We start from the raw sequence: 23,439 nt of genomic DNA on the forward strand, positions 1-23,439 counted from the left end.
ATGAGCGAACGAATCCTGTCCCTGGCCAGCCTCACTGTGCTGGAGTTATCGCCACCGCACATGGTCGAAGTCGCTGCGCGTGCCGGATACAGCCATGTCGGCTTGCGCCTGGAGCCGGCGACGTCCGAGGAGTATCACTTCCCGCTGGTGGCCGATGCTGATTTGCGCCGTCAGACGTTGCAGCGCCTGCGCGATACCGGTATGCGCGTACTCGACGTGGAAATCCTGCGTTTGAAGCCGCAGACCGTCGTCGCCGATTTCGAGAAGCTTCTTACGGTCGGTGCGGAATTTGGCGCTACTGAATTGCTGGTCGCCGGTAACGATCCTGACGAGCAACGGCTTACCGATAACTTTGCGCAACTTTGCGATCTGGCTGCGCCATACGGTTTGCACCCGCATCTGGAGTTCATGCCCTGGACCGATGCGTGCAATCTCGAACAAGCGCTGCGAATTGTTGAAAATGCTGATCGCACAAACGCTGGGGTGCTGGTCGATGCGTTTCACTTTGATCGTTCGGCGTCACGCCTGGAGGATCTGGCAGAGGTACCGGGGTCGCGCCTGCGTTATGCGCAATTATGTGATGTGGCGGGACCGAGGCCGGCAGACATGGCCGAGATCTTGCGTCAGGCGCGCAACGAGCGGCGGTTTCCTGGCGAGGGCGATTGCGATCTGCTCGGGTTGTTGAAAGCACTGCCGACTAATATTCCACTGAGTCTGGAAATTCCCACGGTGAAACTGCTCAAGCAGGGCGTGAGCGGACTCCAGCGGGCACAGATGGCGATCGACAGAACCCGGGAATTGTTGGCGCGACTGTAAGCGGTGCTGTGCACCTGTCGCGGGCAAGCCCGCTCCCACATGGACCGTTCCTGTGGTGGCAGAACTTGCCTGGGAAGATTTTTGTTTTTTGGGCAACACAAGGAAATCCAATGACCGTCAGCACTCCGCTCTCCGGTGTCAACCAACCCTTCAAGGGGATCTTGCTGATTGTCGTGGCAACCTTCCTGTTCTCCAGTCACGACGCGCTGTCGAAATACCTGTCCGGTTTCTATCCGATCGTGATGGTGGTCTGGGCGCGCTATCTGGTGCACACGCTGCTGATGGCGGGGATTTTTCTGCCGCAATCCGGGTTGCGCGTCCTGCGCACCAAGAAGCCGTTATGGCAGTTGGTCCGGGCACTCTGTCTGCTCGGTACCAGCCTGTTTTTCACCACGGCGCTTTTGTACATCCCGCTGGCGGAAGCCACTGCGGTCAACTTTCTCGCGCCGGTATTGGTGACCGCGTTGTCGGTGCCGCTGCTCAAGGAGCGAGTGACACGCGGCCAATGGATCGCGGTGATCTGCGGCTTTATCGGCGTGCTGATCATCGTTCACCCGGGCGGTGAACTGTTCACACCGGCGGTGTTGCTGCCGTTCTGTTCGGCGCTGTTTTTCTGCTTCTATCAACTGCTGACCCGCAAGCTCGCCGAAGTCGATAGCCCGACCACCAGCAACTTTTTCGCCGGGTTATGCAACACGCTGGTGATGAGTGCATTGGTGCCGTTCTTCTGGCAGGTGCCGACGTTGACCCATGCCGGATTGATGCTGGCGCTGGGCAGTTGCGGGATGACCGCGCATTTGTTTCTGACCCAGGCGTTCCGCCATGCCGCACCAGCGCTGCTGGCACCGTTCGGTTATTGCCAGATCGTGTTTGCCGGGTTGTTGGGCTGGCTGCTGTTCAATCACACGCCAAGTCTGTTGACGGTTATCGGCATTGCGGTGATCTGTTGCAGCGGACTGGCGGCAGCGTGGCAGCAGAGTCGTCGTTGAGCTGACAACACAAGAAACTGTGGGAGCGAGCTTGCTCGCGAAAGCGGTGTGTCAGTCACATTTGTTTCGACTGTCAGTCCGCATTCGCGAGCAAGCTCGCTCCCACAAGGGGCCAATATAGTGGCCAGGTTATTCGGTGACGGTAGGAATCTTGCGCGGTGCCATGAAGTACATCCACGTCAGCGCAATGAAGTACATCGCCGGAATCAGGGTGAACAGTACGGTGTAGTTATTGTTGGTGACGGTGAGGATGTGACCGACGATCTGGGTCATGAACATCCCGCCGATCGCTGCGCACATGCCGCCGAAACCGAATACCGTGCTCATCATGTGCTTGGGCGTGTAGTCCATCACCAGGCTCCAGATGTTCGCCGTCCACGCCTGATGTGCGCCGATCGCCAGAGAAATCGCGGCCACTGCGACCCACAGATTGGCAGAGCCGGCGGCCATGACCACGCCGATGATGCAGCAGGCAAACAGGAACATCGACAGCAGCCGCGCCTTGATCGAGTTCATCCCGCGACCGATCAGGAACGAAGACAGAATGCCGCCACCGACGCTGCCGAAGTCGGCCGTGACGTAGATGATGATCAGTGGAATACCCATCTGGGTGACGTTGATGCCCAGGTTGTATTGCTGATTGAGGAACGGCGGCAGCCAGTACAGGTAGAACCAGAACACCGGCGCGGTCAGCGAGTAGGCGAGGGCGAAGGCCCAGGTGCCGCGCATGCGCAGGATCTTCGAGAACGGCACGCGCGCCTGTTCCGGTTCGACTTCTTGCTGGATGTAGTCCAGTTCCGACTGTTTGACGCTCGGGTGATCTTCCGGGTTGAAGTACTTCAAGCCCCAGAACAGCAACCAGATCCCGCCGAGTGCCGCCATGCACAGGAACGCCGCTTGCCAGCCCCAGACGTGCAGGACCAGTGGCAGCAGCATTGGCGTGAACATCGCACCGACGTTGGTGCCGGCGTTGAAGATGCCGGTGGCGACGGCGCGTTCACCGGCCGGGAACCACAGGCGTGTGGTTTTCACGCAGGCCGGGTAGTTTGCCGCTTCAGTCAGGCCGAGGATGAACCGGCAGACCATAAAGCCTACGGCTGAGGTTGCCAGACCGTGGGCACCGGTGGCCAGGCTCCAGAGCAGCACGGCGCAGAAGAACACGCGTTTCACGCCGACCCGGTCGATCAAGCGACCTTGCAGGACGAAACCGATCGCGTAGCCGACCTGAAACCAGAAGTTGATGTTGGCGTAATCCATCGCCGTCCAGCTCATTTCCTTGGCGAGGATAGGCTGCATGACGCCAAGCGCGGCGCGGTCGATGTAGTTCAGGGTAGTGGCGAAAAACACCAGCGCCAGCATGCCCCAACGGGTTTTGCCGACGGCCATGGCGCCGCGGATCTTGTCGCCGATGCCACCCGTGGCAGTGCTCATGGCCGGAGCCATGCGGGAAGTCTGTGAAGGAATCATGTGTTCCACCCGTTTTTGGATTTGTTATTTGGTGTGCTTGTTACTTGCACGCTGCGACCGGCGGTTCAGATCCGGACTCAATGTGCGGTCGATGTTGGGCAGTGGACGAAAAATCGTCAATTCGCCAAACCGCCATTGTGTTCGATAATCGCACGCAAAACTAACCGGGTAGTACACTTTAAATTGCTGCGCGCGGGGATGCAGCCAATAATTTCCCTCACTATAAAAACCATCCTGTGTGGGAGCTGCCGCAGGCTGCGATCTTTTGATTTTGCTTTTCAGCAATAAAGATCAAACGATTGCAGGCTTCGGCGGCTCCTACAGTAAAGATAAAGCGGCGCAGTCCGGGAGTTGAAACATGCAGCGTTCCATTGCCACCGTTTCCTTGAGCGGCACCCTGCCGGAAAAACTCGAAGCGATCGCCGCCGCCGGGTTCGACGGGGTGGAGATTTTCGAAAACGACCTCCTGTACTACGACGGCAGCCCGCGGGAAATTAAACAGATGTGCGCCGATCTCGGCATCGCCATCACCCTGTTCCAGCCGTTCCGCGATTTTGAAGGTTGCCGCCGCGATCGGCTGGCGCGCAATCTCGAGCGGGCCGAGCGCAAGTTCGACCTGATGCAGGAACTGGGCACCGATCTGGTGCTGGTCTGCAGTAACGCCTCTGCCGACAGCGTCGGCGATCAGCAAATCCTTGTCGATGACCTGCGCCTGCTGGCCGAGCATGCCGGCGCGCGTGGCTTGCGCATCGGCTACGAAGCGCTGGCCTGGGGCCGTCACGTGAATACTTATCAACAGGTCTGGGACATCGTGCGTCAGGCCGATCACCCAAGCCTCGGCGTGCTGCTCGACAGCTTCCATACGCTGTCGTTGAAGGGCGATCCGCGTGCTATCGCTGACATTCCCGGCGACAAAATCTTCTTCGTGCAGATGGCCGACGCGCCGATTCTGCAGATGGATGTGCTGGAGTGGAGCCGACATTTCCGCTGCTTCCCGGGGCAGGGCGAATTCGATCTGCCGGGCTTCCTCGCGCCGATCATTCAGAGTGGTTACACCGGACCGCTGTCGCTGGAAATCTTCAACGACGGCTTCCGCGCCGCACCGCCGCGGGCCAATGCTGCGGATGGCCTGCGCTCGCTGCTGTATCTGGAAGAGAAAACCCGCCAGCGCCTGGAGCAAGAAGCCCAGCCTGTGGCCAACCGTGAAATCCTTTTCGAAACACCCAAGGCCAGCGAGTACAACGGCGTCGAGTTTCTTGAATTCGCCGTCGACGATGCGCTCGGCGCCAAACTCAGTCATTGGCTGGAGCGCCTCGGCTTCGTCAAGGCCGGGCAGCATCGTTCCAAGAGTGTGAGCCTGTTGCGTCAGGGCGACATCAATCTGATCCTCAATTCCGAACCGTATTCCTTTGCTCACAGTTTCTTCGAAGCTCACGGCCCGTCGCTGTGTGCCACGGCTGTGCGGGTCAAGGACAGCGCCAGTGCCCTGGCCCGCGCCGTCGCTTACAAAGGTCAGCCCTATCGTGGACTGGTCGGCCCTAACGAACTCGAACTGGCGGCGGTACGTGCGCCGGACGGCAGCCTGATTTATCTGGTGGATGAACAGGCCGACGTTTATGGTACTGACTTCAATCTGCTGGCAGATGCTCCGACCCGTGGCGGTCTGAAACGCATCGACCACATGGCCATGGCGCTGCCGGCCGACAGTCTCGACAGTTGGGTGCTGTTCTACAAGAGCCTGCTGGATTTCGAAGCGGACGATGAAGTGGTGCTGCCCGATCCCTATGGGCTGGTGAAAAGCCGCGCACTGCGTAGCCGCGACAGTTCGATCCGCCTGCCGCTGAATATTTCCGAGAACCGCAACACCGCGATTTCCCATGCGCTGTCGAGTTATCGCGGCTCCGGTGTGCACCACATTGCCTTCGATTGTGACGACATCTTCGCCGAAGTCAGTCGCGCCAAAGAGGCCGGCGTTCCGCTGCTGGATATCCCGCTCAACTATTACGACGACCTCGCCGCGCGCTTCGATTTCGACGACGAGTTCCTTAGCGAACTGGCGTATTACAACGTGCTCTACGACCGTGATGCGCAGGGTGGCGAGTTGTTCCACGTCTACACCGAACCATTCGAGGGGCGCTTCTTCTTCGAGATCATTCAGCGCAAGAACGGCTATGCCGGTTACGGCGCAGCGAACGTCGCGGTGCGTCTGGCGGCGATGGCCAAATCACGCAGTGGCGCCGTGCGCCAGGCGAAGTTGTAGGAAATTCGTAAACGCGGGATTAAACACGGGCCGCGTGGCTTCCTTCACTGTGCAGCGCGGCCCATAATCGCCAACCTGTGCAGTGATGGCCGTGAGCCCGCAATGACGATGAATCCAGAACTTTCCGCAGCTCCTGCCGTATCCGCCGTCGAGCCGCGCAAGAGTCGCAAGAACAACCCGGAAAAGACCCGCGAGAACATCTTGCAGGAGGCGATCGTCGAGTTCGTCCAGCAAGGCTTGTCCGGTGCCCGCGTCGACGCGATCGCCGAGCGCATCCACACTTCCAAGCGCATGATCTATTACTACTTCGGCAGCAAGGAGCAGTTGTACGTCGAGGTGCTGGAGAAGCTTTACGGCGATATCCGCAACACCGAAAACCGTCTGCACCTGGCCGAGCTGGCGCCGGTGGAGGCAATCCGCCGACTGGTGGAATTCACCTTCGATCACCACGATCGCAACGTCGATTTCGTGCGCATCGTCAGCATCGAAAACATCCACAATGCCGAATACGTGAAGCGTTCCGACGCGATCAAGGCGATGAACAACACCATCCTCGATTCACTCGGCGAGATTCTGCGTCGTGGTGCTGAAGAGGGCGTGTTCCGTGCAGGCCTTGATGCACTGGATGTGCATTTGCTGATCAGTTCGTTCTGCTTCTACCGCGTGTCGAACCGGCACACGTTTGGCGAGATCTTTCAAATCGATCTGCCGGATGAAAGCATCAAACAGCGGCATCGCGAGATGATTTGCGAATCGGTTCTGCGCTATCTGCAAGGCTGACACCGACCTTTGTGGGAGCGAGCTTGCTCGCGAAAGCGTCTGGTCAGTTATACCTCTGCTGACTGATATACCGCTTTCGCGAGCAAGCTCGCTCCCACAGGGGAATAAGGTTGATCTTCAACCATTCATGCTTTGAAAATGCGCGAGCATCCGCTGCGCATCCGGCACCACGCCACTGAACAATTCAAACGCCTTCACCGCCTGAAAAACCGCCATATTGCCGCCATCCAGCGTCCGGCAACCCAGCGCGCGGGCATTGCGCAGCAGTTCGGTTTCCAGCGGGAAGTACACAATCTCCGCGACCCACAATTCCTTGCGCAGCAGTTCGACCGGCACCGGCATGCCCGGCAGCTTGGCCATGCCCATCGGCGTGGTGTTGACCAGACCGTCGGCCCGATTCAGCGTGCCCGGCAGATCCCGCCCGGCCGCGGCCCGACCAAAGCCGAAATGCTGATTGAGATTGTTCGCCAGGCTTTCGGCGCGCTCACTGTCGACGTCGAAAATGCTTAGTTGCTGTACGCCTTCGCTCAATAACGCGTGGGCCACTGCTGCACCCGCGCCACCGGCGCCCATCTGGACGACGCGCTCACGGGCAGCGTCCTTCAGACCCCGACGAAAACCCTCGGCGAAACCAAGGCAGTCGGTGTTGTGACCGACACGCTTGCCATCTTTTAATACCACCGTGTTCACCGCGCCAATGCCCTTGGCTTCCGGCGACAATTCGTCGAGTAGCGGGATGATTGCCTGCTTGCACGGGAATGTGATGTTCAGTCCGGTGTAATTCATCCGCTCGGCCGCCAGCAGCAGGTCGGGCAGGGCAGTCGTGTCCATTTTCAGTTGATCGAGATCGATCAATCGATACAGGTAGCGCATGCCTTGCGCATCACCTTCGTGCTCATGCAGCGCCGGTGTGCGGGAGGCCTGAATGCCCGCACCGATCAGTCCGGCGAGTATCACCTTAGAGCGAGACATGCGCGTTACCCCTTCAACCGCTGGCTGAAATGCTCCAGCGCCAGGCGATAGCCATGACTGCCAAATCCACACATCACCGCCGTGGCAATCGCCGAGACGAACGAGTGATGACGAAACGGCTCACGGGCGTGGACGTTGGACAGGTGCACTTCGATCACCGGCAACTCACTGGCCACCAGCGCGTCGCGAATCGCCACCGAAGTGTGCGTCCACGCCGCCGGATTGATCACGATCCCGGCGCAACGGCCACGGGCCGCGTGAATCCAGTCGAGCAGTTCGCCTTCGTGATTGGTCTGGCGAAACTCCACGGCCAGGCCGAATTCCTCGGCAGCGCGACCGCACAACGCCGAGATATCCGCCAGGGTTTCGTGACCGTAAGTTGCCGGCTCGCGCGTGCCGAGCAGGTTCAGGTTCGGGCCGTTAAGCACCAGAACGATAGGGGGCATGAGGGGGAACTCCACTTATTGTTTTTGGCTTTGGCCGAGGGTATTGGCCTGTGGAGATAAAATGTACTAGATGGTTACATGGGTCAATTGAACCTGGTTTGCCTTTGTGTTTTTTGTTCGGTGATCGCACAAACAAAAATCATCACTCACAAAAAAGCCGTCATCACGACGGCTTTTTCGTATCCGCTATTCGCATCAACGGCGAGTCAGCAACACACCCGATTCCATGTGATGCGTCCACGGGAACTGGTCGAACAACGCGCATGTGGTAATGCGGTGCGTGTCGTGCAACTGGGCGATATTCGCCGCCAGGGTTTCCGGATTGCAGGAAATGTACAGGATATTGTCGAAGCGCCGGGTCAGCTCGCAGGTGTCCGGGTCCATGCCGGCGCGCGGCGGGTCGACGAAGACACTGCCGAACTCGTAGCTCTTCAGGTCGATGCCCTGCAGGCGGCGGAACGGGCGGACTTCGTTGAGCGCTTCGGTCAGTTCTTCGGCGGACAAGCGCACCAGGGTGACGTTATCCACAGCGTTTTCGCTGAGGTTGCTCAGGGCGGCGTTGACCGAGGTCTTGCTGATTTCAGTGGCCAGTACTTTGCGCACTCGAGTGGCGAGCGGCAGGGTGAAGTTGCCGTTGCCGCAATACAGCTCCAGCAAGTCGTCAGTGCGATCGCCGAGTGCTTCATACGCCCAGTTCAACATCTTCTGGTTCACGGTGCCGTTCGGCTGGGTGAACGCGCCTTCCGGCTGGCGATAGCTGAAGGTACGACCGCCGACGTCAAGTTTCTCGACCACGTAATCGAGGCCAAGCACTTCGCGTTTGCCCTTCGAGCGACCAATGATGCTCACGCCGAGATCCGCCGACAACCTGGTTGCAGCCGCGTGCCAGTGCTCGTCCAATGGACGGTGATAGCACAGGGTGATCATCGCATCGCCAGACAGCGTGGTCAGGAACTCGACCTGAAACAGCTTGTGGCTCAGCGCCGAACTGGCTTGCCATGCCGCTTTCAGTTGCGGCATCAACTGGTTGATGCGCAGGCTGGCAATCGGGAATTCTTCGATGAGGATCGGCGTGCGTTTGTCGTCCTGGGAGAACATCGCGTAATGCCGCTCGCCACCCTCGCGCCACAGGCGGAATTCAGCGCGCAGACGGAAGTTCTGCAGCGGCGAGTCGAACACGGTCGGCTCGGGGGCATCGAACGGCGCCAGCAGATCACGCAAACGCGTGACCTTGGCTTCAAGTTGCTCGGCGTAAGCCTGGGAATCGAATGTCATGCGTTGAACCAACCCAACTTGATCACAAACAGAATCGACAGAATCACCAGCGCCGGGTTCAGCTCGCGAGCGCGGCCGGACAACAGTTTGATCACGGTCCAGGAGATGAAGCCGAAGGCGATGCCGTTGGCGATCGAATAGGTGAACGGCATGGCCAGCGCGGTGACCACCACCGGCGCGGCGACGGTGATGTCATCCCAGTCTATTTCCGCCAGGCCCGACGTCATCAACACGGCGACGAACAGCAGTGCCGGTGCCGTAGCGAAGGCCGGAACACTGGCCGCCAGTGGCGAGAAGAACAGCGCCAGCAGGAACAGGATCGCGACTACGATGGCTGTCAGACCGGTACGCCCGCCAGCACTCACGCCGGCAGCGGATTCGATATAACTGGTGGTGGTCGAAGTACCCAGCAACGAGCCGGCCATGGCCGCGGTGCTGTCGGCGATCAGCGCACGCCCCATTTTCGGCATGTGGCCGTCCTTGCCCATCAGGCCGGCGCGTTTGGCCACGCCGATCAGGGTGCCGGAGTTGTCGAACAGGTCAACGAACAGGAAGGCGAAAATCACGCTGACCAGACCAATGTCCAGTGCGCCTTTGATGTCCAGTTGCAGAAAGGTCGGGGCCAGCGAAGGTGGCATCGAGGTGACGCCGTTGAACGGGGTGAAGCCCATGGCGATCGAGACAATGGTCACCGCCAGAATGCCGATCAGCACCGCGCCGCGCACTTTCAGTGCTTCGAGGGCGACGATCAGGGCGAAACCGAGGGTGGCGAGGATTGGGGCCGGGGCTTTCAAGTCGCCGAGGCCAACCATGGTCGCCGGGTTGCTAACCGCGATGCCGGCGTTGTGCAGGGCGATCAGCGCCAGGAACAGGCCGATGCCAGCGGCAATCGCCGAGCGCAGTGGCAGCGGGATGCTGTTGATGATCCATTCACGGATGCGGAAGATCGACAGCAGGAAAAAGCACACCGCCGAGATGAATACCGCGCCCAGCGCCACTTGCCAGGTGTGGCCCATGTGCAGGACCACGGTGTAAGTGAAGAAGGCGTTCAGGCCCATGCCCGGAGCGAGGGCAATCGGGTAGTTGGCGATCAGCCCCATAATCGTCGAACCGATCGCGGCGGCCAGACAGGTGGCGACAAACACCGCGCCCTTGTCCATGCCGGTCTCGCCGAGGATGCTCGGGTTGACGAACAGAATGTAGGCCATGGCCAAGAAAGTCGTGATGCCCGCCAGAATCTCGGTGCGCACGTTGGTGTTGTGTGCCTTGAGTTGAAACAGCCTTTCCAGCATGTCTGCTCCCCGTGGCGCGCGTGGCGCCGTGAATGTATCGACCTCAACAGCAAAGCACAGACCGTCGCAAGCGCCTGGAAAATTGTGGTGGGCCGGAAAAAGCCGCGCATCATACCAGCAGCGTGAGGAATATGGCGGTTGTTGGTGTCGATCGTCGGCGAAGTTTTGCGTTGAGGGCAACTGCGCCATACTGCGCGCTGATTTTTTCGGGGCGGGAAGCGCATGAGCAAGTGCTGGATGAAGGTTTTGGGGGTGAGTGCAGCGCTGATGGCCGTGACGCCGGTAGCGCTGGCGGCCTCGGCGCAGCCGTTAACCCAGGTGAAAGTGATCAAGGTGCAATCGCCGGCCTGTGGCCTGGAAGACATTGGCGATGGCCAGGCGCAGACCCAATGCAATCACAACGGGCCGAGCATCAAGGTCTATGTTCTGGAGGTCGGATACGGCCAGAGCCAGCCGCATGCCACGCTGGATGGTTTCGAAGTGAACGGCACCCGGGCGCCGGTCTGTGCCTTCGATAATGGCAACCTGACCGAATGCAGTCCGGGCCGCAGCACCGTCGGGTCTCTTTATACCTTCGATCTGGCGGGCAAGCAGGAAGGCACCTTCAGCTTCAGCAACACCTCGATCAACGCGCCACGCAACACCCTGTCGACCCAGCTTTACATCAAGTAACGGCTGTCTGCGAACAGGTCCGGACAAAGCTGACTACGCTTGGAAGATCTCCCAGCGGATAACGCCCATGACCTTTAGAGCCCTGATCACCCTCGCCGAGGGCATCGATGATCTGCAAAGCGTGACCCTGATCGACGTGCTGCGCCGCGCCGGCATCGAAGTGGTGGCGGCCAGCATTGAAGGACGACGCATGCTCACCTGCGCCCGTGGCACACGCCTGACCGCCGACGGCATGCTGGTCGATGTGCTGGCGCAAAGCTTCGACCTGATCGTCCTGCCCGGCGGCGCCGTCGGTTCACAGCACCTGGCCGCGCACCAACCGCTGAATCAACTGCTCAAGGATCAGGCCAGCGCCGGACGCCTGTTCGCCGCCATCGCCGAATCCCCGGCCGTCGCCCTGCAAAGCTTCGGTGTACTGCGCCAGCGGCGCATGACCTGCCTGCCCGGCGCCAGTCATCAACTCTCGGGCTGTACGTTTGTTGATCAATCGGTGCTGGTCGACGGCAACTGCATCACTGCCCAAGGCTCCAGCGCTGCGCTGGAATTTGCCTTGACGCTGGTCGAGCAACTCGGCGGCAAGGCCTTGCGGGCGCAAGTGGCGGGGGAGTTGTAGGTCTGGATCGTTTCAGACCTTCACCTCTTCCACCGGCACATGCATCCGGTCCCGGTTAGCCAGTGTCGGAAACAACTTGATCCACGTCCCCGTCACTACCAGCGTACCGATCCCGCCCATGACCACCGCCGGCACCGTGCCGAACCAGTGGGCGGTGACGCCGGATTCGAATTCGCCGAGCTGATTCGAAGCACCGATGAACAGCCCGTTCACCGCGCTGACCCGGCCGCGCATTTCGTCCGGGGTTTCCAGTTGTACGAAGGAGGCGCGAATCACCATGCTGATCATGTCTGCCGCGCCGAGCACCACCAGCACCGCCAGCGAGAACCAGAACGAGGTCGACAGGCCGAAGGCGATGGTCGCGACGCCGAAGACCCCGACCGCCGTGAACATCACCCGGCCAACATTGCGCTCTACGGCAAACCGGGCGAGGAACAGCGACATCCCCAGTGCGCCGACCGCCGGCGCCGAACGCAGCAGGCCGAGGCCCCACGGCCCGGTCAGCAGGATGTCCTTGGCGAATACCGGCAGTAACGCCGTGGCGCCACCGAGGAGGACCGCGAACAAATCCAGCGAAATCGCGCCGAGGATGTCCGGACGGCTGCGGATAAAACGAATCCCCGCCAACAACGAATCCAGCGTGGCTTTGCCTTTATTCAGCGGCGTTTGCCGCGCGGGCAGGTTGAGCATCAAGGTGCAGGCAATGACATACAGCAATACCGTCGGGCCATAGACCCAGACGCTGCCGAATGCGTAGAGCAGTCCGCCGAGGGCCGGGGCGACGATGGTTGCTGACTGTTGAGCCGATTGTGCTGCTGCGACCGCCCGTGGAAACAGGGCGCTGGGCACGATGCTCGGCAGCAAGGCCTGGGTGGTCGGCATCTCGAACGAACGCGCCGCGCCGAGCAGGAAGGCGAGGATGAAGATCATCTCGCGGGTCACGTGGTCGGTGGCGCTGCCGATGACCAGTGCCAGCGCGATCAACGCCTGTAACGACTGGCAGATCGCCGCGACTTTGCGCCGGTCGTAGCGGTCGGCGACATGCCCGGTGTGCAGCATGAACAGCACACGCGGGGCGAATTCGACCAGTCCGACCAGACCCAGATCAAGGACGTTGCCGGTCAATTGGTAGAGGTTCCAGCCGATTGCCACGGTGAGCATCTGAAATCCGCTGGCGGTAAAGATCCGCGCGAACCAGAAAGCGAGAAACGGACGATGGTGACGTAACAGCAGGGGCTCTTGGCTGGGCATCTGAAGGCAGGTCTGGCTCGAGGGGAACCGCGAGATTATCACCACTCTGTAACAGGAAGTTGCTATGACAATGAATTTAGTTAGCCAGACATCGACTTTCTTCAGGCGCGCCGCAGCAAATCCATGCTCACCATTGGCTCCGCCGATGAGGCAACTTGTCACGCGGCAAACGACCACGCAGTTCATCGGCAAAAATGGGACTACTCTTTCAACGTTGCTTGATCCAGATCAAGACCCAAAAGGAATTGATCCGGTGGCCAGTTGGCCAGACTCCCTGCGTTGCGATGGTTGTTTAAAAAGAACGAATCCGAATTCGCCGCACTCCATATCCGTGGGGGCAGTGGGTGCAGGCCTCCGGGTCCGCAGCCGGTATTACCTGACAGAGGAAGCCATATGTTCGGTTTAGAGGCGCTAGATCTCGCCCGAATTCAGTTCGCGTTCACCATCTCGTTCCACATCCTGTTCCCGGCCATCACCATCGGCCTGGCGAGTTACCTGGCGGTGCTCGAAGGCCTGTGGCTGAAAACCCGTAACGATACCTACCGTGACCTCTACCATTTCTGGTCGAAGATCTTTGCCGTCAACTTCGGCATGGGCGTGGTCTCCGGTCTGGTCATGGCGTATCAGTTCGGCACCAATTGGAGCCGCTTCTCTGACTTCGCCGGCGCCGTTACCGGGCCGTTGCTGACTTATGAAGTGCTCACGGCGTTTTTCCTCGAGGCCGGTTTCCTCGGGGTGATGCTGTTTGGCTGGAACAAGGTCGGACGCGGATTGCACTTCTTTTCCACCGTGATGGTGGCGATCGGTACGCTGATTTCGACGTTCTGGATTCTCGCTTCCAACAGCTGGATGCAGACGCCACAGGGCTTTGAAATCATCAACGGTCAGGTCATTCCCACCGACTGGCTGGCGATTATCTTCAACCCTTCGTTCCCTTATCGCCTGATGCACATGGCGACTGCGGCCTTCGTCGCCACGGCGTTCTTCGTTGGTTCCTCTGCGGCCTGGCACTTGCTGCGCGGCAAGGACAACCCGGCGATCCGCACCATGCTGTCGATGGCGATGTGGATGGCGCTGATCGTTGCGCCGATCCAGGCGGTCATCGGTGACTTCCATGGCCTCAACACCCTCAAGCATCAGCCGGCGAAAATCGCCGCGATCGAAGGCCACTGGGAAAACAAGGGCGACGAGGCGACGCCGCTGATCCTGTTCGGCTGGCCGGACATGAAAGAAGAGAAAACCAAATTTGCCGTGGAAGTCCCGTACCTCGGCAGCCTGATCCTCACCCACTCGCTGGACAAACAAGTGCCGGCGCTCAAGGAATTTCCGCCGCAAGACCGGCCGAATTCGACCATCGTATTCTGGTCGTTCCGGGTCATGGTCGGCCTCGGTCTGCTGATGATTTTCACCGGTCTGTGGAGCCTGTGGCTGCGTAAACGCGACTCGCTCTACACTTCGCGACCTTTCCTGTATCTGGCGCTGTGGATGGGGCCGTCCGGCCTGATCGCGATTCTCGCGGGCTGGTTCACCACAGAGATCGGTCGTCAGCCGTGGGTGGTTTACGGCTTGATGCGCACTGCGGATGCTTCGTCCAACCACAGCTTCATGCAGATGAGCATCACCCTGATCATGTTTGTGGTGGTGTATTTCGCCCTGTTCGGCGCAGGCCTCGGCTACATGATGCGCCTGGTGCGCAAGGGGCCGAAGATCAGCGAAGGCGCCGAGACGCCGGACGGTGGTCCAGGCAAGAAACGTACACCGGCGCGTCCGTTGTCCGCAGCCGACGATCCGGCCGAGGGCGAGCACGAAGACAACACTCGCTTGACCAAGGAGATTTGACTCATGGGTATTGATCTTCCGCTGATCTGGGCCGTGATCATCATCTTCGGCATCATGATGTACGTGGTGATGGACGGCTTCGACCTGGGCATCGGCATTCTTTTTCCGTTCGTGCCCGGCAAAACCGACCGCGACGTGATGATGAACACGGTTGCGCCGGTCTGGGATGGTAACGAAACCTGGCTGGTGCTGGGCGGTGCGGCGTTGTTCGGTGCCTTCCCGCTGGCTTATTCGGTGGTGCTGTCGGCGCTGTACCTGCCGCTGATCTTCATGCTGATGGGCCTGATTTTCCGCGGGGTTGCCTTTGAGTTCCGCTTCAAGGCCAAGGACGAAAAACGTCACCTGTGGGACAAGGCGTTCATCGGTGGTTCGATCGCGGCGACGTTCTTTCAGGGCGTGGCGCTCGGTGCGTTCATCGATGGCCTTCCGGTGGTCAACCGCCAGTTTGCCGGTGGTTCACTGGACTGGCTGACACCGTTCACGCTGTTCTGCGGCGCGGCGCTGGTGGTGGCCTATGCCTTGCTCGGCTGCACCTGGCTGATCATGAAGACCGAAGGCAAGCTGCAGGAACAGATGCATGATCTGGCGCGGCCGCTGGCGTTCGTCCTGCTGGCAGTGATCGGTATCGTCAGCCTGTGGACGCCACTGTCGCATCCTGAAATCGCTTCACGCTGGTTCAGCATGCCGAATCTGTTCTGGTTCATGCCGGTGCCGATTCTGGTGCTGGTCACCCTGTATGGCCTGATGCGCGCGGTGGCACGTAACGCCAACTACACGCCGTTCCTGCTGACCCTGGTGTTGATCTTCCTCGGCTACAGCGGCCTGGGTATCAGCCTGTGGCCGAACATCGTGCCGCCGTCGATCTCGATCTGGGACGCCGCCGCACCCCCGCAAAGTCAGGGCTTCATGCTGGTGGGTACGTTGTTCATCATTCCGTTCATCCTGGGTTACACCTTCTGGAGCTACTACGTGTTCCGCGGCAAGGTCACCCACGAAGACGGTTATCACTAAAACTGTGGGAGCGGGCTTGCCCGCGATGGCGTCGGTAGCGGCGCCATCGATCTGACGGAGGATCGAGACAATGACCGGCAAACATTCCCTGCACGACATTGAAGAAGCCGAAAAAAAACCGCTGTGGCAGCGGCTCGGCTGGTTGGCCTTGATCTGGGTCGGTAGCGTCGGTGTGCTGTTCATCGCTGCCAGCCTGATGCGCATGTTCATGAATGCGGCGGGCCTGACCACGCACTGAATCATCCCGTCCCGGCGCCTTCGGGTACGGCTTTGTAACCCTCCTCGCGGAGGGTTTTTTTATGCCTGAGGTTTACTTGCGCGCTTTGAGGATGACGAATTTCGGTGTGGCGGCCACTTGCTCGACGCCCCGGAACAATCGCGCCAGTTTGCTGTGGTAGCCCAAATGACGGTTGCCGACGATGTACAGCGCGCCGCCCACGACCAGCGCTTCGCGAGCCTGCTGGAACATGCGCCAGGCCAGGAAATCGCCCACCACCTGCTGCTGATGGAACGGTGGGTTGCACAGCACCACGTCCAGCGACTGCGGCTCCTGTCCGGCCAGACCATCGCCGGCCCGCACGATCACTTCGCGATCGCCCAGTGCTGCGCGCCAGTTTTCGGCGGCCGATTGCACCGCCATGAACGACTCGTCGACCAGCGTGTACTGTGCATCGGGATTTTGCAGGGCACTCGCAATGGCCAGCACACCGTTGCCACAGCCCAGATCCGCAACCCGGGCATTGCCCAGGTTTTTCGGCAGATGCGGCAAGAACGCACGCGTGCCGATGTCCAGGCCCTCGCGGCAGAAGACATTGGCGTGGTTGAGCAACTCGATCGGCGGCTCGTCGAGGCGATAGCGCGACGGGTAGGGCGACACGACCGGGGTTTTTGCTTCTGGCGTGGCGATCAACAGCCTGGCCTTTTTCACCGCCAGCGAGGCTTGCACCGGACCGATGTAGCGTTCCAGCAGATCACCGGCGGCGCGTGGCAGGTGTTTGACCATGGCGGCTGCGATCACTTCGGCGCCGGGGGCAAGTTGACCCTGCAAGCGGATCAGTTGTTCTTCCAGCAGCGCGAGGGTTTTCGGTACGCGGATCAGCACCCGGTCGAAGGGGCCGGGCAATGGCTCGCTGGCGGGGATCCCGCGAACAGCGTCGAACGCCTGGCCATTGCGCAGCAGGTTTTTTCCCAGCCCCTGAAAACCCAGAAACGAATCGCCGCTGCTGCTGACCTTGACCTTGCCCAGCAGGCTGGCAGCCAGCGCGCCGAAACTGTCATTGAGCACCAATACGCGCGTGTCGGTCGCCGGTTGCTGCGCCGCCAGATGGTTGAGCAGGTATTCGTCGGCGGCATCGAAGGCTTGCAGCGGTTCGTTCTGCTGTTCCGGTTGGCGAATCAGATCGAGTTGGGCGAAGGGGGTTTCAAGCAGAGGCATGGGGCGCGACTCAGAGTAATCAACGGGGTGTTCCGCAGCCTTCAAGGTAGGCGGCGGAACCGACCGAGTGTAATGCGACGCAGAATGTTCGCGTCATCACTCAGGAGGGCACAAATGGTACGTTTTTTTCTTTGTCATTACCCGCACGTTTTGTAAAGAAGGCAAGGCTGATCGCCTAGATGATACCGGCTCTGGCGGCCGCGATGACTGCGGAAATCTTGTTGCAGACGTTGAGCTTCTCGATGACGTTCTGTACGTGATAATTCACGGTACGTTCGCTCAAGCTGAGGATTTTCGAAATCTCATAGGCGGTCTTGCCCTTCGCCGACAGGTCAAGAATTTCCAGCTCTCGCGGCGAAAGGTGCGGTTGCCGGCGTTTGAGAGAATCGGGTGGCAGCGTCCGGGCGAACAGCTCGCTCAAGTGACTGGTGGCGTAGAACATATAGCCAAAATGTTCATACAGCTCCAGAGGACTGATCGGACAGTGTTTGCGCGCCAGGCTGATAATGCTGCACAAGCCACTCGGTTCGTGATGGAACGACTGTGACCAGCCATGTTGCAGCCCATATCGTTGTAATCCTTGCCACAACGGTCGGGTCTCAGCGAACACAGACTCGCACCAGACAATAGGCGTCATTGAGTGGTTGCAATGTGCTATTAGTGGGTCAGTTTTGCTGTAATTGTTTTTTTCATATTGTGAGTTCCATTCGTCGGGGTAGTTATTGATTTGCACAGTTTTAACAGGCATCTCGCGATGAAGGGAAACAACCGAAATCGCACAAAAATTGAAGCCGAGATTTTCGGCAAATTGCAACAGTATCGGATATGCAGTTTCCACTCCTTTGGCAAAAGTCAGTCTTTTTAACTGTGATTCCTTCCACGTTTCCATCTCTGAACACTCCATTGGTATTTCAGGGGGCGCCGAATGGATCCAAAAGATCCGAGCACGCAACGCAGTGTAGGACGAATCCTGCGGCGAGCTTTAAATTTTTTCGATATTGAACTGGGTTATCTGGCGATAAAAAGTTCTTAATATTAGAACGGTTTATATTGAATGCGTAATCTAAAGTAATTACTCAAATAATAACGTTCATAAAGGGGGCAGACTGGTCGTGGCTCTCAGGCGCGAGGCTGAATACCATTACCAATCACCGGTGTTTAGCGGCAGCAATTTGCGGGACACTGGCAAACACCGTCCAATGGAGCGCCCCATGACTGCCAGCGCACAGAAGTACACCACTCAGACCTTGCTCGATGTGCACCCCCTCACGCCAAGCCTGTTTACCTTACGCACCACTCGGGATTCAGGTTTTCGCTTCCGTGCCGGGCAATTCGCCAGGCTCGGTGTGACCAAGGCCGATGGCAGTATCGTATGGCGTGCGTATTCGATGGTGTCGTCGCCGTTTGACGAATTTCTCGAATTCTTTTCCATCGTGGTGCCGGGCGGGGAATTCACCAGTGAGCTGAGCAGGTTGCAGATCGGTGACACTTTGCTGGTGGATCGCCAAGCCTTCGGGTACCTGACGCTTGATCGCTTTGTCGACGGACGTGATCTGTGGCTGTTATCCACAGGCACGGGTGTGGCGCCGTTCCTGTCGATTCTGCAGGACTTCGAAGTCTGGGAAAAATTCGAGCGCATCATTCTGGTGTACAGCGTGCGCGAAGCGCGGGAGTTGGCCTATCAAGAGTTGATCGCCGGACTCACGCAGCGTGAATACCTCAGTGACTATGCGCACAAGTTTCGGTTCATCGCGACGGTGACGCGTGAAGTGCACCCTGGCGCGTTGCACGGGCGCATTACCACCTTGATTGAAAATGGTGAGTTGGAGCGCGCAGCGGGGGTAGAACTGTCGGCAGAACACTCGCGCGTCATGCTGTGCGGCAATCCGCAGATGATCGATGACACTCGCGCGTTATTGAAAAAACGCCACATGAGCCTCAGCCTGACCCGCCGACCCGGTCAGGTGGCCGTGGAAAACTACTGGTAAAAAAAGCGGCGCCCCGAAGGCGCCGTTTCTCTATCGTGCGCAGACTTCAGGGCCGGGTGTTCTGGGCCTTGAGCAAGTCGCGGATCTCGCCCAGCAACTCTTCTTCCTTGGTCGGAACCGGTGGCAGGGTGGGCGCCACGGCCTCTTCGCGTTTCAGGCGGTTGATCGCTTTGACACCCATGAAGATGGCGAACGCGACAATGATGAAGTCGAGTACGGTCTGCAGGAACTTGCCATAGGCCAGCACCACGGCAGGCGCGTTACCCTCGGCGGCCTTGAGCGTGACGGCCAGATCACTGAAGTCCACCCCACCGATCAACAGGCCGATTGGCGGCATGATGACGTCACCGACAAACGACGAAACAATCTTGCCGAAGGCAGCACCGATGATGATACCGACGGCCATGTCGACCACATTGCCTTTGACCGCGAAGGCCTTGAACTCGCTTAGCACGCCCATAGTTATTTCCTTGTTACAGATGAGTTTGGTGTAGGCAGTGTAAATCAGCAAAACGCGTCATGCGCGAAACACCTTCTTACAATCCCCGTTTTTATCGACACATCAATCGACGATTAGTTTGCAAAGTGCCAGCAATCGCGCGCGAAATACACTGTAACCCGCTGATCGAAAAGCCAATTTTCTCAATCATGGCGTTACGTTCTTTCTATTTATGTTCGGCGCCGCAGGCCTCTAGCCTTGGATTGGCGCACCTGGATGCGCCCAAAAAAACCAGAGGATCCTGATATGAACTCCGCACTTGGACTGGGGGCTTTTCCCCGTCGTCGCACCTTCGGCGTGCTCACCGCCAGCCTGATGACTTTCACCGTAAACGCCGCACCCCTGACCCGCGATAACGGCGCCGTGGTCGGCGATAATCAGAACTCGCAGACCGCCGGCGCCAACGGCCCGGTGCTGCTGCAGGATGTGCAATTGATTCAGAAGCTGCAGCGCTTCGACCGCGAGCGCATTCCCGAGCGTGTGGTTCACGCCCGCGGTACCGGCGCTCATGGCACCTTCACCGTGACCAACGATCTCAGCGACCTGAGCAAGGCCAAAGTGTTTGCCGCCGGCCAGATCACGCCGGTATTCGTGCGCTTCTCTGCGGTAGTGCATGGCAATCACTCGCCGGAAACCCTGCGCGACCCACGCGGTTTCGCCACCAAGTTCTACACGGCCGACGGCAACTGGGACCTGGTCGGCAACAACTTTCCGACCTTTTTCATCCGCGACGCGATCAAGTTTCCCGACATGGTGCATGCGTTCAAACCGGATCCGCGGACAAACCTCGATGACGACTCCCGTCGATTCGACTTCTTCTCTCATGTACCGGAAGCCACCCGCACGTTGACCGAGTTGTATTCGAACGCGGGAACACCAGCCAGTTATCGGGAAATGGACGGTAACGGGGTTCACGCTTACAAGTTGATTAACGCCAAGGGCGAAGTTCACTACGTAAAGTTTCACTGGAAGAGCTTGCAGGGGCTCAATAACCTAACGCCAAAACAAGTCGTGAAAGTTCAGGGTCAAGACTACAGTCATATGACCAATGATCTGGTGAGCAATATAAACAAAGGTAACTTCCCTAAATGGGACTTGTACATTCAAGTGCTGAAACCACAAGATTTGTCCAAGTTTGATTTTGATCCGTTAGACGCAACCAAAATCTGGCCGGGTGTTCCTGAGCGAAAAGTTGGACAAATGGTGTTGAACCGTAATCCGGCAAATGTATTCCAGGAAACTGAACAAGTGGCCATGGCGCCGGCCAATGTTGTTCCGGGTATCGAACCTTCCGAAGACCGTTTGTTGCAAGGTCGAGTGTTCTCTTATGCCGATACGCAAATGTATCGCCTGGGTGCCAATGCCCTGCAGTTGCCGATCAATGCGCCGAAAGTTGCCGTGAACAATGGCAATCAGGATGGTGCAATGAACTTCGGCGCCAGCAACAGCGGCGTGAACTATCAGCCAAGCCGACTGCAACCCCGTGACGAGACGCCAGGTGCGCGTTACAGCCAGTTGGCGCTGTCGGGCAGCACGCAGCAGGCGAAGATCCAGCGTGAGCAGAACTTCAAGCAGGCCGGTGATCTGTATCGTTCGTTCAGCCAGCAGGAGCGTCAGGACCTGATCGACAGCTTCGGCGGCTCGCTGGCAACCACTGATGATGAGAGCAAACACATCATCCTGTCCTTCCTTTATAAGGCCGACCCTGAATACGGGACCGGCGTAACCAATGTGGCCAAGGGCGACCTGAGCCGGGTCAAGGCGTTGGCAGCCAAACTGGTCGACTGATCTCGACGCCATGCAATGCGGGGCCTGATTCGGGCCCCGTTCTGCCCAAGGAGAGCATTTATGCGTCCCTGTTTTTTTCTGTTGCTCGGATGCCTGTCCTTGACGGCGCAGGCCGGGCCAAGTCCTGAGGCGATCAAGGCCCAATTGCAGGATTACTATTTTGATGCCGCCCGGCGCGGTGATGTGCCGATGCTCGACACCTTCATCGAATCCGGCTATTCCCTCGACACCCGCGACAGCAAGGGCTACACCGCGCTGATTCTGGCGGCGTATCACGGTCAGGCGTCAGCAGTGGAGCGGTTGCTCGCTGCCGGTGCCGATGCCTGTGCCCAGGATCAACGCGGCAACACCGCGCTGATGGGGGCGATTTTCAAAGGTGAACTGCAGATCGCCCGGCGCTTGATGGCCACCGATTGCAGCCCCGATCAGCGTAACGGCGCCGGTCAGACCGCCGCGATGTACGCCGGCTTGTTCAAACGCGTCGAACTGCTCGATGCGCTCAAGGCCAAAGGCGCCGACTTGAATGCCGAAGATCCGCTGGGCAACAGCGCCGCGCGTCTGGCCAACGGCGAAATCCGCACCGCTGCGCCGCGCTGAGCGGTGGCTGCGTTATCATCGCGGTTTTTGCCGGGGGATCCAGATGGCCAAGGCCAAGCGCATGTACGGCTGCACTGAGTGCGGCGCAACCTTTCCCAAGTGGGCGGGCCAGTGCGGCGAGTGCGGCGCCTGGAACACCCTGACTGAAACCATGATCGAGAGCGGCGGGGCCACGGCGCCCACCGGGCGTACCGGCTGGGCCGGGCAGCAGGCGCAGATCAAGACTTTGGCCGAAGTCAGCATCGAAGAGATTCCACGCTTTTCCACCGCGTCCGGTGAACTGGACCGGGTCCTGGGTGGCGGTCTGGTCGACGGCTCGGTGGTGCTGATCGGCGGCGATCCCGGCATCGGCAAATCGACGATCCTGTTGCAGACCTTGTGCAACCTCGCCAAGAGCATGCCGGCGCTGTACGTCACCGGTGAGGAATCCCAGCAACAGGTGGCCATGCGTGCGCGGCGTCTCGGCTTGCCCCAGGATCAACTGCGGGTGATGACCGAAACCTGCATCGAAACCATCATCGCCACCGCCCGTCAGGAAAAACCCAAGGTGATGGTGATCGACTCGATCCAGACGATCTTCACCGAACAACTGCAATCGGCACCCGGCGGCGTCTCCCAGGTACGTGAGAGCGCGGCGCTGCTGGTGCGGTACGCCAAGCAGAGCGGCACGGCGATTTTCCTCGTCGGCCACGTCACCAAAGAGGGTGCGTTGGCCGGTCCTCGTGTTCTCGAGCACATGGTCGATACCGTGCTGTATTTCGAAGGTGAATCTGATGGTCGTTTGCGTTTGCTACGCGCAGTAAAAAACCGTTTCGGCGCGGTCAACGAATTGGGTGTGTTCGGCATGACCGACAAGGGCCTGAAAGAAGTCTCCAACCCGTCAGCGATTTTTCTGACACGCGCGCAGGAAGAAGTCCCGGGCAGTGTGGTCATGGCGACGTGGGAAGGCACGCGGCCGATGCTGGTGGAAGTGCAGGCGCTGGTCGATGACAGCCATCTGGCCAACCCGCGTCGCGTGACGTTGGGGCTGGATCAGAACCGTCTGGCGATGTTGCTCGCGGTTTTGCATCGCCATGGCGGCATTCCGACCCACGATCAGGATGTGTTCCTCAACGTGGTCGGTGGGGTGAAGGTGTTAGAGACGGCGTCTGATCTGGCGTTGATGGCGGCGGTAATGTCGAGCCTGCGCAACCGACCATTGCCGCATGATTTGTTGGTGTTCGGCGAGGTTGGTTTGTCTGGCGAAGTGCGTCCGGTGCCAAGCGGCCAGGAACGTTTGAAGGAAGCCGCCAAGCATGGCTTCAAACGGGCGATCGTGCCCAAGGGCAATGCGCCGAAGGAATCGCCTCCGGGTTTGCAGATCATCGCCGTGACCCGCCTCGAACAGGCCCTTGACGCACTCTTCGAATAAACCCCCGATCTCTGTAGGAGTGAGCCTGCTCGCGATAG

General features: G+C 59.2%; 22 protein-coding genes. 13 read left to right on the forward strand and 9 right to left on the reverse strand.

Annotation, left to right across the window (positions count from 1 at the left end):
* Both ACM6IV_RS25055 and ACM6IV_RS25060 read left to right on the forward strand, forming a co-directional pair.
* Entirely contained in the window at positions 1 to 816 is an 816-nt protein-coding gene (locus ACM6IV_RS25055; protein WP_414872079.1) for a sugar phosphate isomerase/epimerase family protein, read from the forward strand.
* Between the two features lie 110 nt (positions 817 to 926).
* On the forward strand, positions 927 to 1,805 hold the full coding sequence (locus tag ACM6IV_RS25060) for a DMT family transporter (protein ID WP_102899931.1): 879 nt from the start codon (positions 927 to 929) through the stop codon (positions 1,803 to 1,805).
* Positions 1,806 to 1,934: 129 nt separating this feature from the next.
* Here the strand turns inward: ACM6IV_RS25060 and ACM6IV_RS25065 are convergent, their stop codons facing one another.
* The gene (locus ACM6IV_RS25065; protein ID WP_122599766.1) at positions 1,935 to 3,272 is read right to left on the reverse strand and encodes an MFS transporter; all 1,338 of its coding nucleotides are present in this window, start codon (positions 3,270 to 3,272) and stop codon (positions 1,935 to 1,937) included.
* A gap of 358 nt (positions 3,273 to 3,630) precedes the next feature.
* Between ACM6IV_RS25065 and quiC the strand changes: the two genes are divergently transcribed.
* Both quiC and ACM6IV_RS25075 read left to right on the forward strand, forming a co-directional pair.
* Positions 3,631 to 5,532: a 3-dehydroshikimate dehydratase QuiC gene (quiC, locus tag ACM6IV_RS25070; RefSeq protein WP_414872080.1), complete on the forward strand. Its 1,902-nt coding sequence runs from the start codon at positions 3,631 to 3,633 to the stop codon at positions 5,530 to 5,532.
* A 102-nt stretch (positions 5,533 to 5,634) separates the two neighbouring features.
* On the forward strand, positions 5,635 to 6,312 hold the full coding sequence (locus tag ACM6IV_RS25075) for a TetR family transcriptional regulator (protein WP_414872081.1): 678 nt from the start codon (positions 5,635 to 5,637) through the stop codon (positions 6,310 to 6,312).
* Positions 6,313 to 6,429: 117 nt separating this feature from the next.
* Here ACM6IV_RS25075 and ACM6IV_RS25080 read toward each other — a convergent pair whose 3' ends face one another.
* From ACM6IV_RS25080 to ACM6IV_RS25095, 4 genes are all read right to left on the reverse strand, one after another.
* Positions 6,430 to 7,284 (reverse strand): shikimate dehydrogenase, encoded by an 855-nt coding sequence (locus ACM6IV_RS25080; protein ID WP_414872082.1) that lies wholly within the window; start codon positions 7,282 to 7,284, stop codon positions 6,430 to 6,432.
* Between the two features lie 5 nt (positions 7,285 to 7,289).
* Positions 7,290 to 7,730 (reverse strand): type II 3-dehydroquinate dehydratase, encoded by a 441-nt coding sequence (gene aroQ, locus ACM6IV_RS25085; RefSeq protein WP_102899935.1) that lies wholly within the window; start codon positions 7,728 to 7,730, stop codon positions 7,290 to 7,292.
* A gap of 195 nt (positions 7,731 to 7,925) precedes the next feature.
* Positions 7,926 to 9,005, reverse strand: coding sequence for a tRNA (uridine(54)-C5)-methyltransferase TrmA (gene trmA / locus ACM6IV_RS25090; RefSeq protein WP_414872083.1), 1,080 nt, complete (start codon positions 9,003 to 9,005; stop codon positions 7,926 to 7,928).
* Entirely contained in the window at positions 9,002 to 10,297 is a 1,296-nt protein-coding gene (locus ACM6IV_RS25095; RefSeq protein WP_414872084.1) for an NCS2 family permease, read from the reverse strand. The genes trmA and ACM6IV_RS25095 overlap by 4 nt, the downstream gene beginning before the upstream one ends.
* Before the next feature lie 222 nt (positions 10,298 to 10,519).
* Here ACM6IV_RS25095 and ACM6IV_RS25100 point away from each other — a divergent pair, with 222 nt between their 5' ends.
* Together ACM6IV_RS25100 and ACM6IV_RS25105 are read left to right on the forward strand one after the other, a co-directional pair.
* Positions 10,520 to 10,969, forward strand: coding sequence for a DUF4879 domain-containing protein (locus tag ACM6IV_RS25100; RefSeq protein WP_414872085.1), 450 nt, complete (start codon positions 10,520 to 10,522; stop codon positions 10,967 to 10,969).
* A 67-nt stretch (positions 10,970 to 11,036) separates the two neighbouring features.
* A complete protein-coding gene (locus tag ACM6IV_RS25105; protein ID WP_414872086.1) occupies positions 11,037 to 11,582 on the forward strand; it encodes a DJ-1 family glyoxalase III in 546 nt (181 codons plus the stop codon).
* Between the two features lie 12 nt (positions 11,583 to 11,594).
* Here ACM6IV_RS25105 and ACM6IV_RS25110 read toward each other — a convergent pair whose 3' ends face one another.
* Positions 11,595 to 12,833, reverse strand: a complete 1,239-nt coding sequence (locus ACM6IV_RS25110) for an MFS transporter (protein ID WP_414872087.1) — start codon at positions 12,831 to 12,833, stop codon at positions 11,595 to 11,597.
* Between the two features lie 393 nt (positions 12,834 to 13,226).
* Here ACM6IV_RS25110 and ACM6IV_RS25115 point away from each other — a divergent pair, with 393 nt between their 5' ends.
* The 3 genes from ACM6IV_RS25115 to ACM6IV_RS25125 all read left to right on the forward strand — a co-directional run bounded on the left by ACM6IV_RS25115 (position 13,227) and on the right by ACM6IV_RS25125 (position 15,921).
* Positions 13,227 to 14,672 (forward strand): cytochrome ubiquinol oxidase subunit I, encoded by a 1,446-nt coding sequence (locus ACM6IV_RS25115; RefSeq protein ID WP_414872088.1) that lies wholly within the window; start codon positions 13,227 to 13,229, stop codon positions 14,670 to 14,672.
* Positions 14,673 to 14,675: 3 nt separating this feature from the next.
* Positions 14,676 to 15,683 (forward strand): cytochrome d ubiquinol oxidase subunit II, encoded by a 1,008-nt coding sequence (cydB, locus tag ACM6IV_RS25120; protein WP_414872089.1) that lies wholly within the window; start codon positions 14,676 to 14,678, stop codon positions 15,681 to 15,683.
* 70 nt (positions 15,684 to 15,753) lie between these two features.
* Positions 15,754 to 15,921, forward strand: a complete 168-nt coding sequence (locus tag ACM6IV_RS25125) for a DUF2474 domain-containing protein (RefSeq protein WP_016773090.1) — start codon at positions 15,754 to 15,756, stop codon at positions 15,919 to 15,921.
* A 72-nt stretch (positions 15,922 to 15,993) separates the two neighbouring features.
* Here the strand turns inward: ACM6IV_RS25125 and ACM6IV_RS25130 are convergent, their stop codons facing one another.
* Complete coding sequence (locus tag ACM6IV_RS25130) at positions 15,994 to 17,118, reverse strand: methyltransferase (protein WP_414872090.1); 1,125 nt, start codon at positions 17,116 to 17,118, stop codon at positions 15,994 to 15,996.
* A 175-nt stretch (positions 17,119 to 17,293) separates the two neighbouring features.
* Positions 17,294 to 18,007, reverse strand: coding sequence for an autoinducer binding domain-containing protein (locus ACM6IV_RS25135; RefSeq protein WP_414872091.1), 714 nt, complete (start codon positions 18,005 to 18,007; stop codon positions 17,294 to 17,296).
* A 322-nt stretch (positions 18,008 to 18,329) separates the two neighbouring features.
* Between ACM6IV_RS25135 and ACM6IV_RS25140 the strand changes: the two genes are divergently transcribed.
* Positions 18,330 to 19,106, forward strand: coding sequence for a ferredoxin--NADP reductase (locus tag ACM6IV_RS25140; RefSeq protein ID WP_414872092.1), 777 nt, complete (start codon positions 18,330 to 18,332; stop codon positions 19,104 to 19,106).
* 46 nt (positions 19,107 to 19,152) lie between these two features.
* Here ACM6IV_RS25140 and mscL read toward each other — a convergent pair whose 3' ends face one another.
* Positions 19,153 to 19,566: a large-conductance mechanosensitive channel protein MscL gene (mscL, locus tag ACM6IV_RS25145; protein ID WP_122607880.1), complete on the reverse strand. Its 414-nt coding sequence runs from the start codon at positions 19,564 to 19,566 to the stop codon at positions 19,153 to 19,155.
* A gap of 285 nt (positions 19,567 to 19,851) precedes the next feature.
* On the opposite strand from mscL, the gene katB reads away from it, so the two are divergent.
* The 3 genes from katB to radA are packed head-to-tail and all read left to right on the forward strand — an operon-like array spanning position 19,852 to position 23,401.
* Entirely contained in the window at positions 19,852 to 21,393 is a 1,542-nt protein-coding gene (gene katB, locus ACM6IV_RS25150) for a catalase KatB (RefSeq protein ID WP_414872093.1), read from the forward strand.
* Between the two features lie 60 nt (positions 21,394 to 21,453).
* Positions 21,454 to 21,990 (forward strand): ankyrin repeat domain-containing protein, encoded by a 537-nt coding sequence (locus tag ACM6IV_RS25155; RefSeq protein ID WP_414872094.1) that lies wholly within the window; start codon positions 21,454 to 21,456, stop codon positions 21,988 to 21,990.
* Between the two features lie 43 nt (positions 21,991 to 22,033).
* Positions 22,034 to 23,401 carry a DNA repair protein RadA gene (gene radA, locus ACM6IV_RS25160; protein ID WP_007909773.1) on the forward strand — a complete coding sequence of 456 codons (1,368 nt, stop codon included), beginning with the start codon at positions 22,034 to 22,036 and terminating at the stop codon, positions 23,399 to 23,401.
* Positions 23,402 to 23,439 lie beyond the last annotated feature (38 nt).

Source organism: Pseudomonas sp. IT-347P (genome assembly GCF_949768005.1).
In the GTDB taxonomy this organism is placed as follows: Bacteria; Pseudomonadota; Gammaproteobacteria; order Pseudomonadales; family Pseudomonadaceae; genus Aquipseudomonas.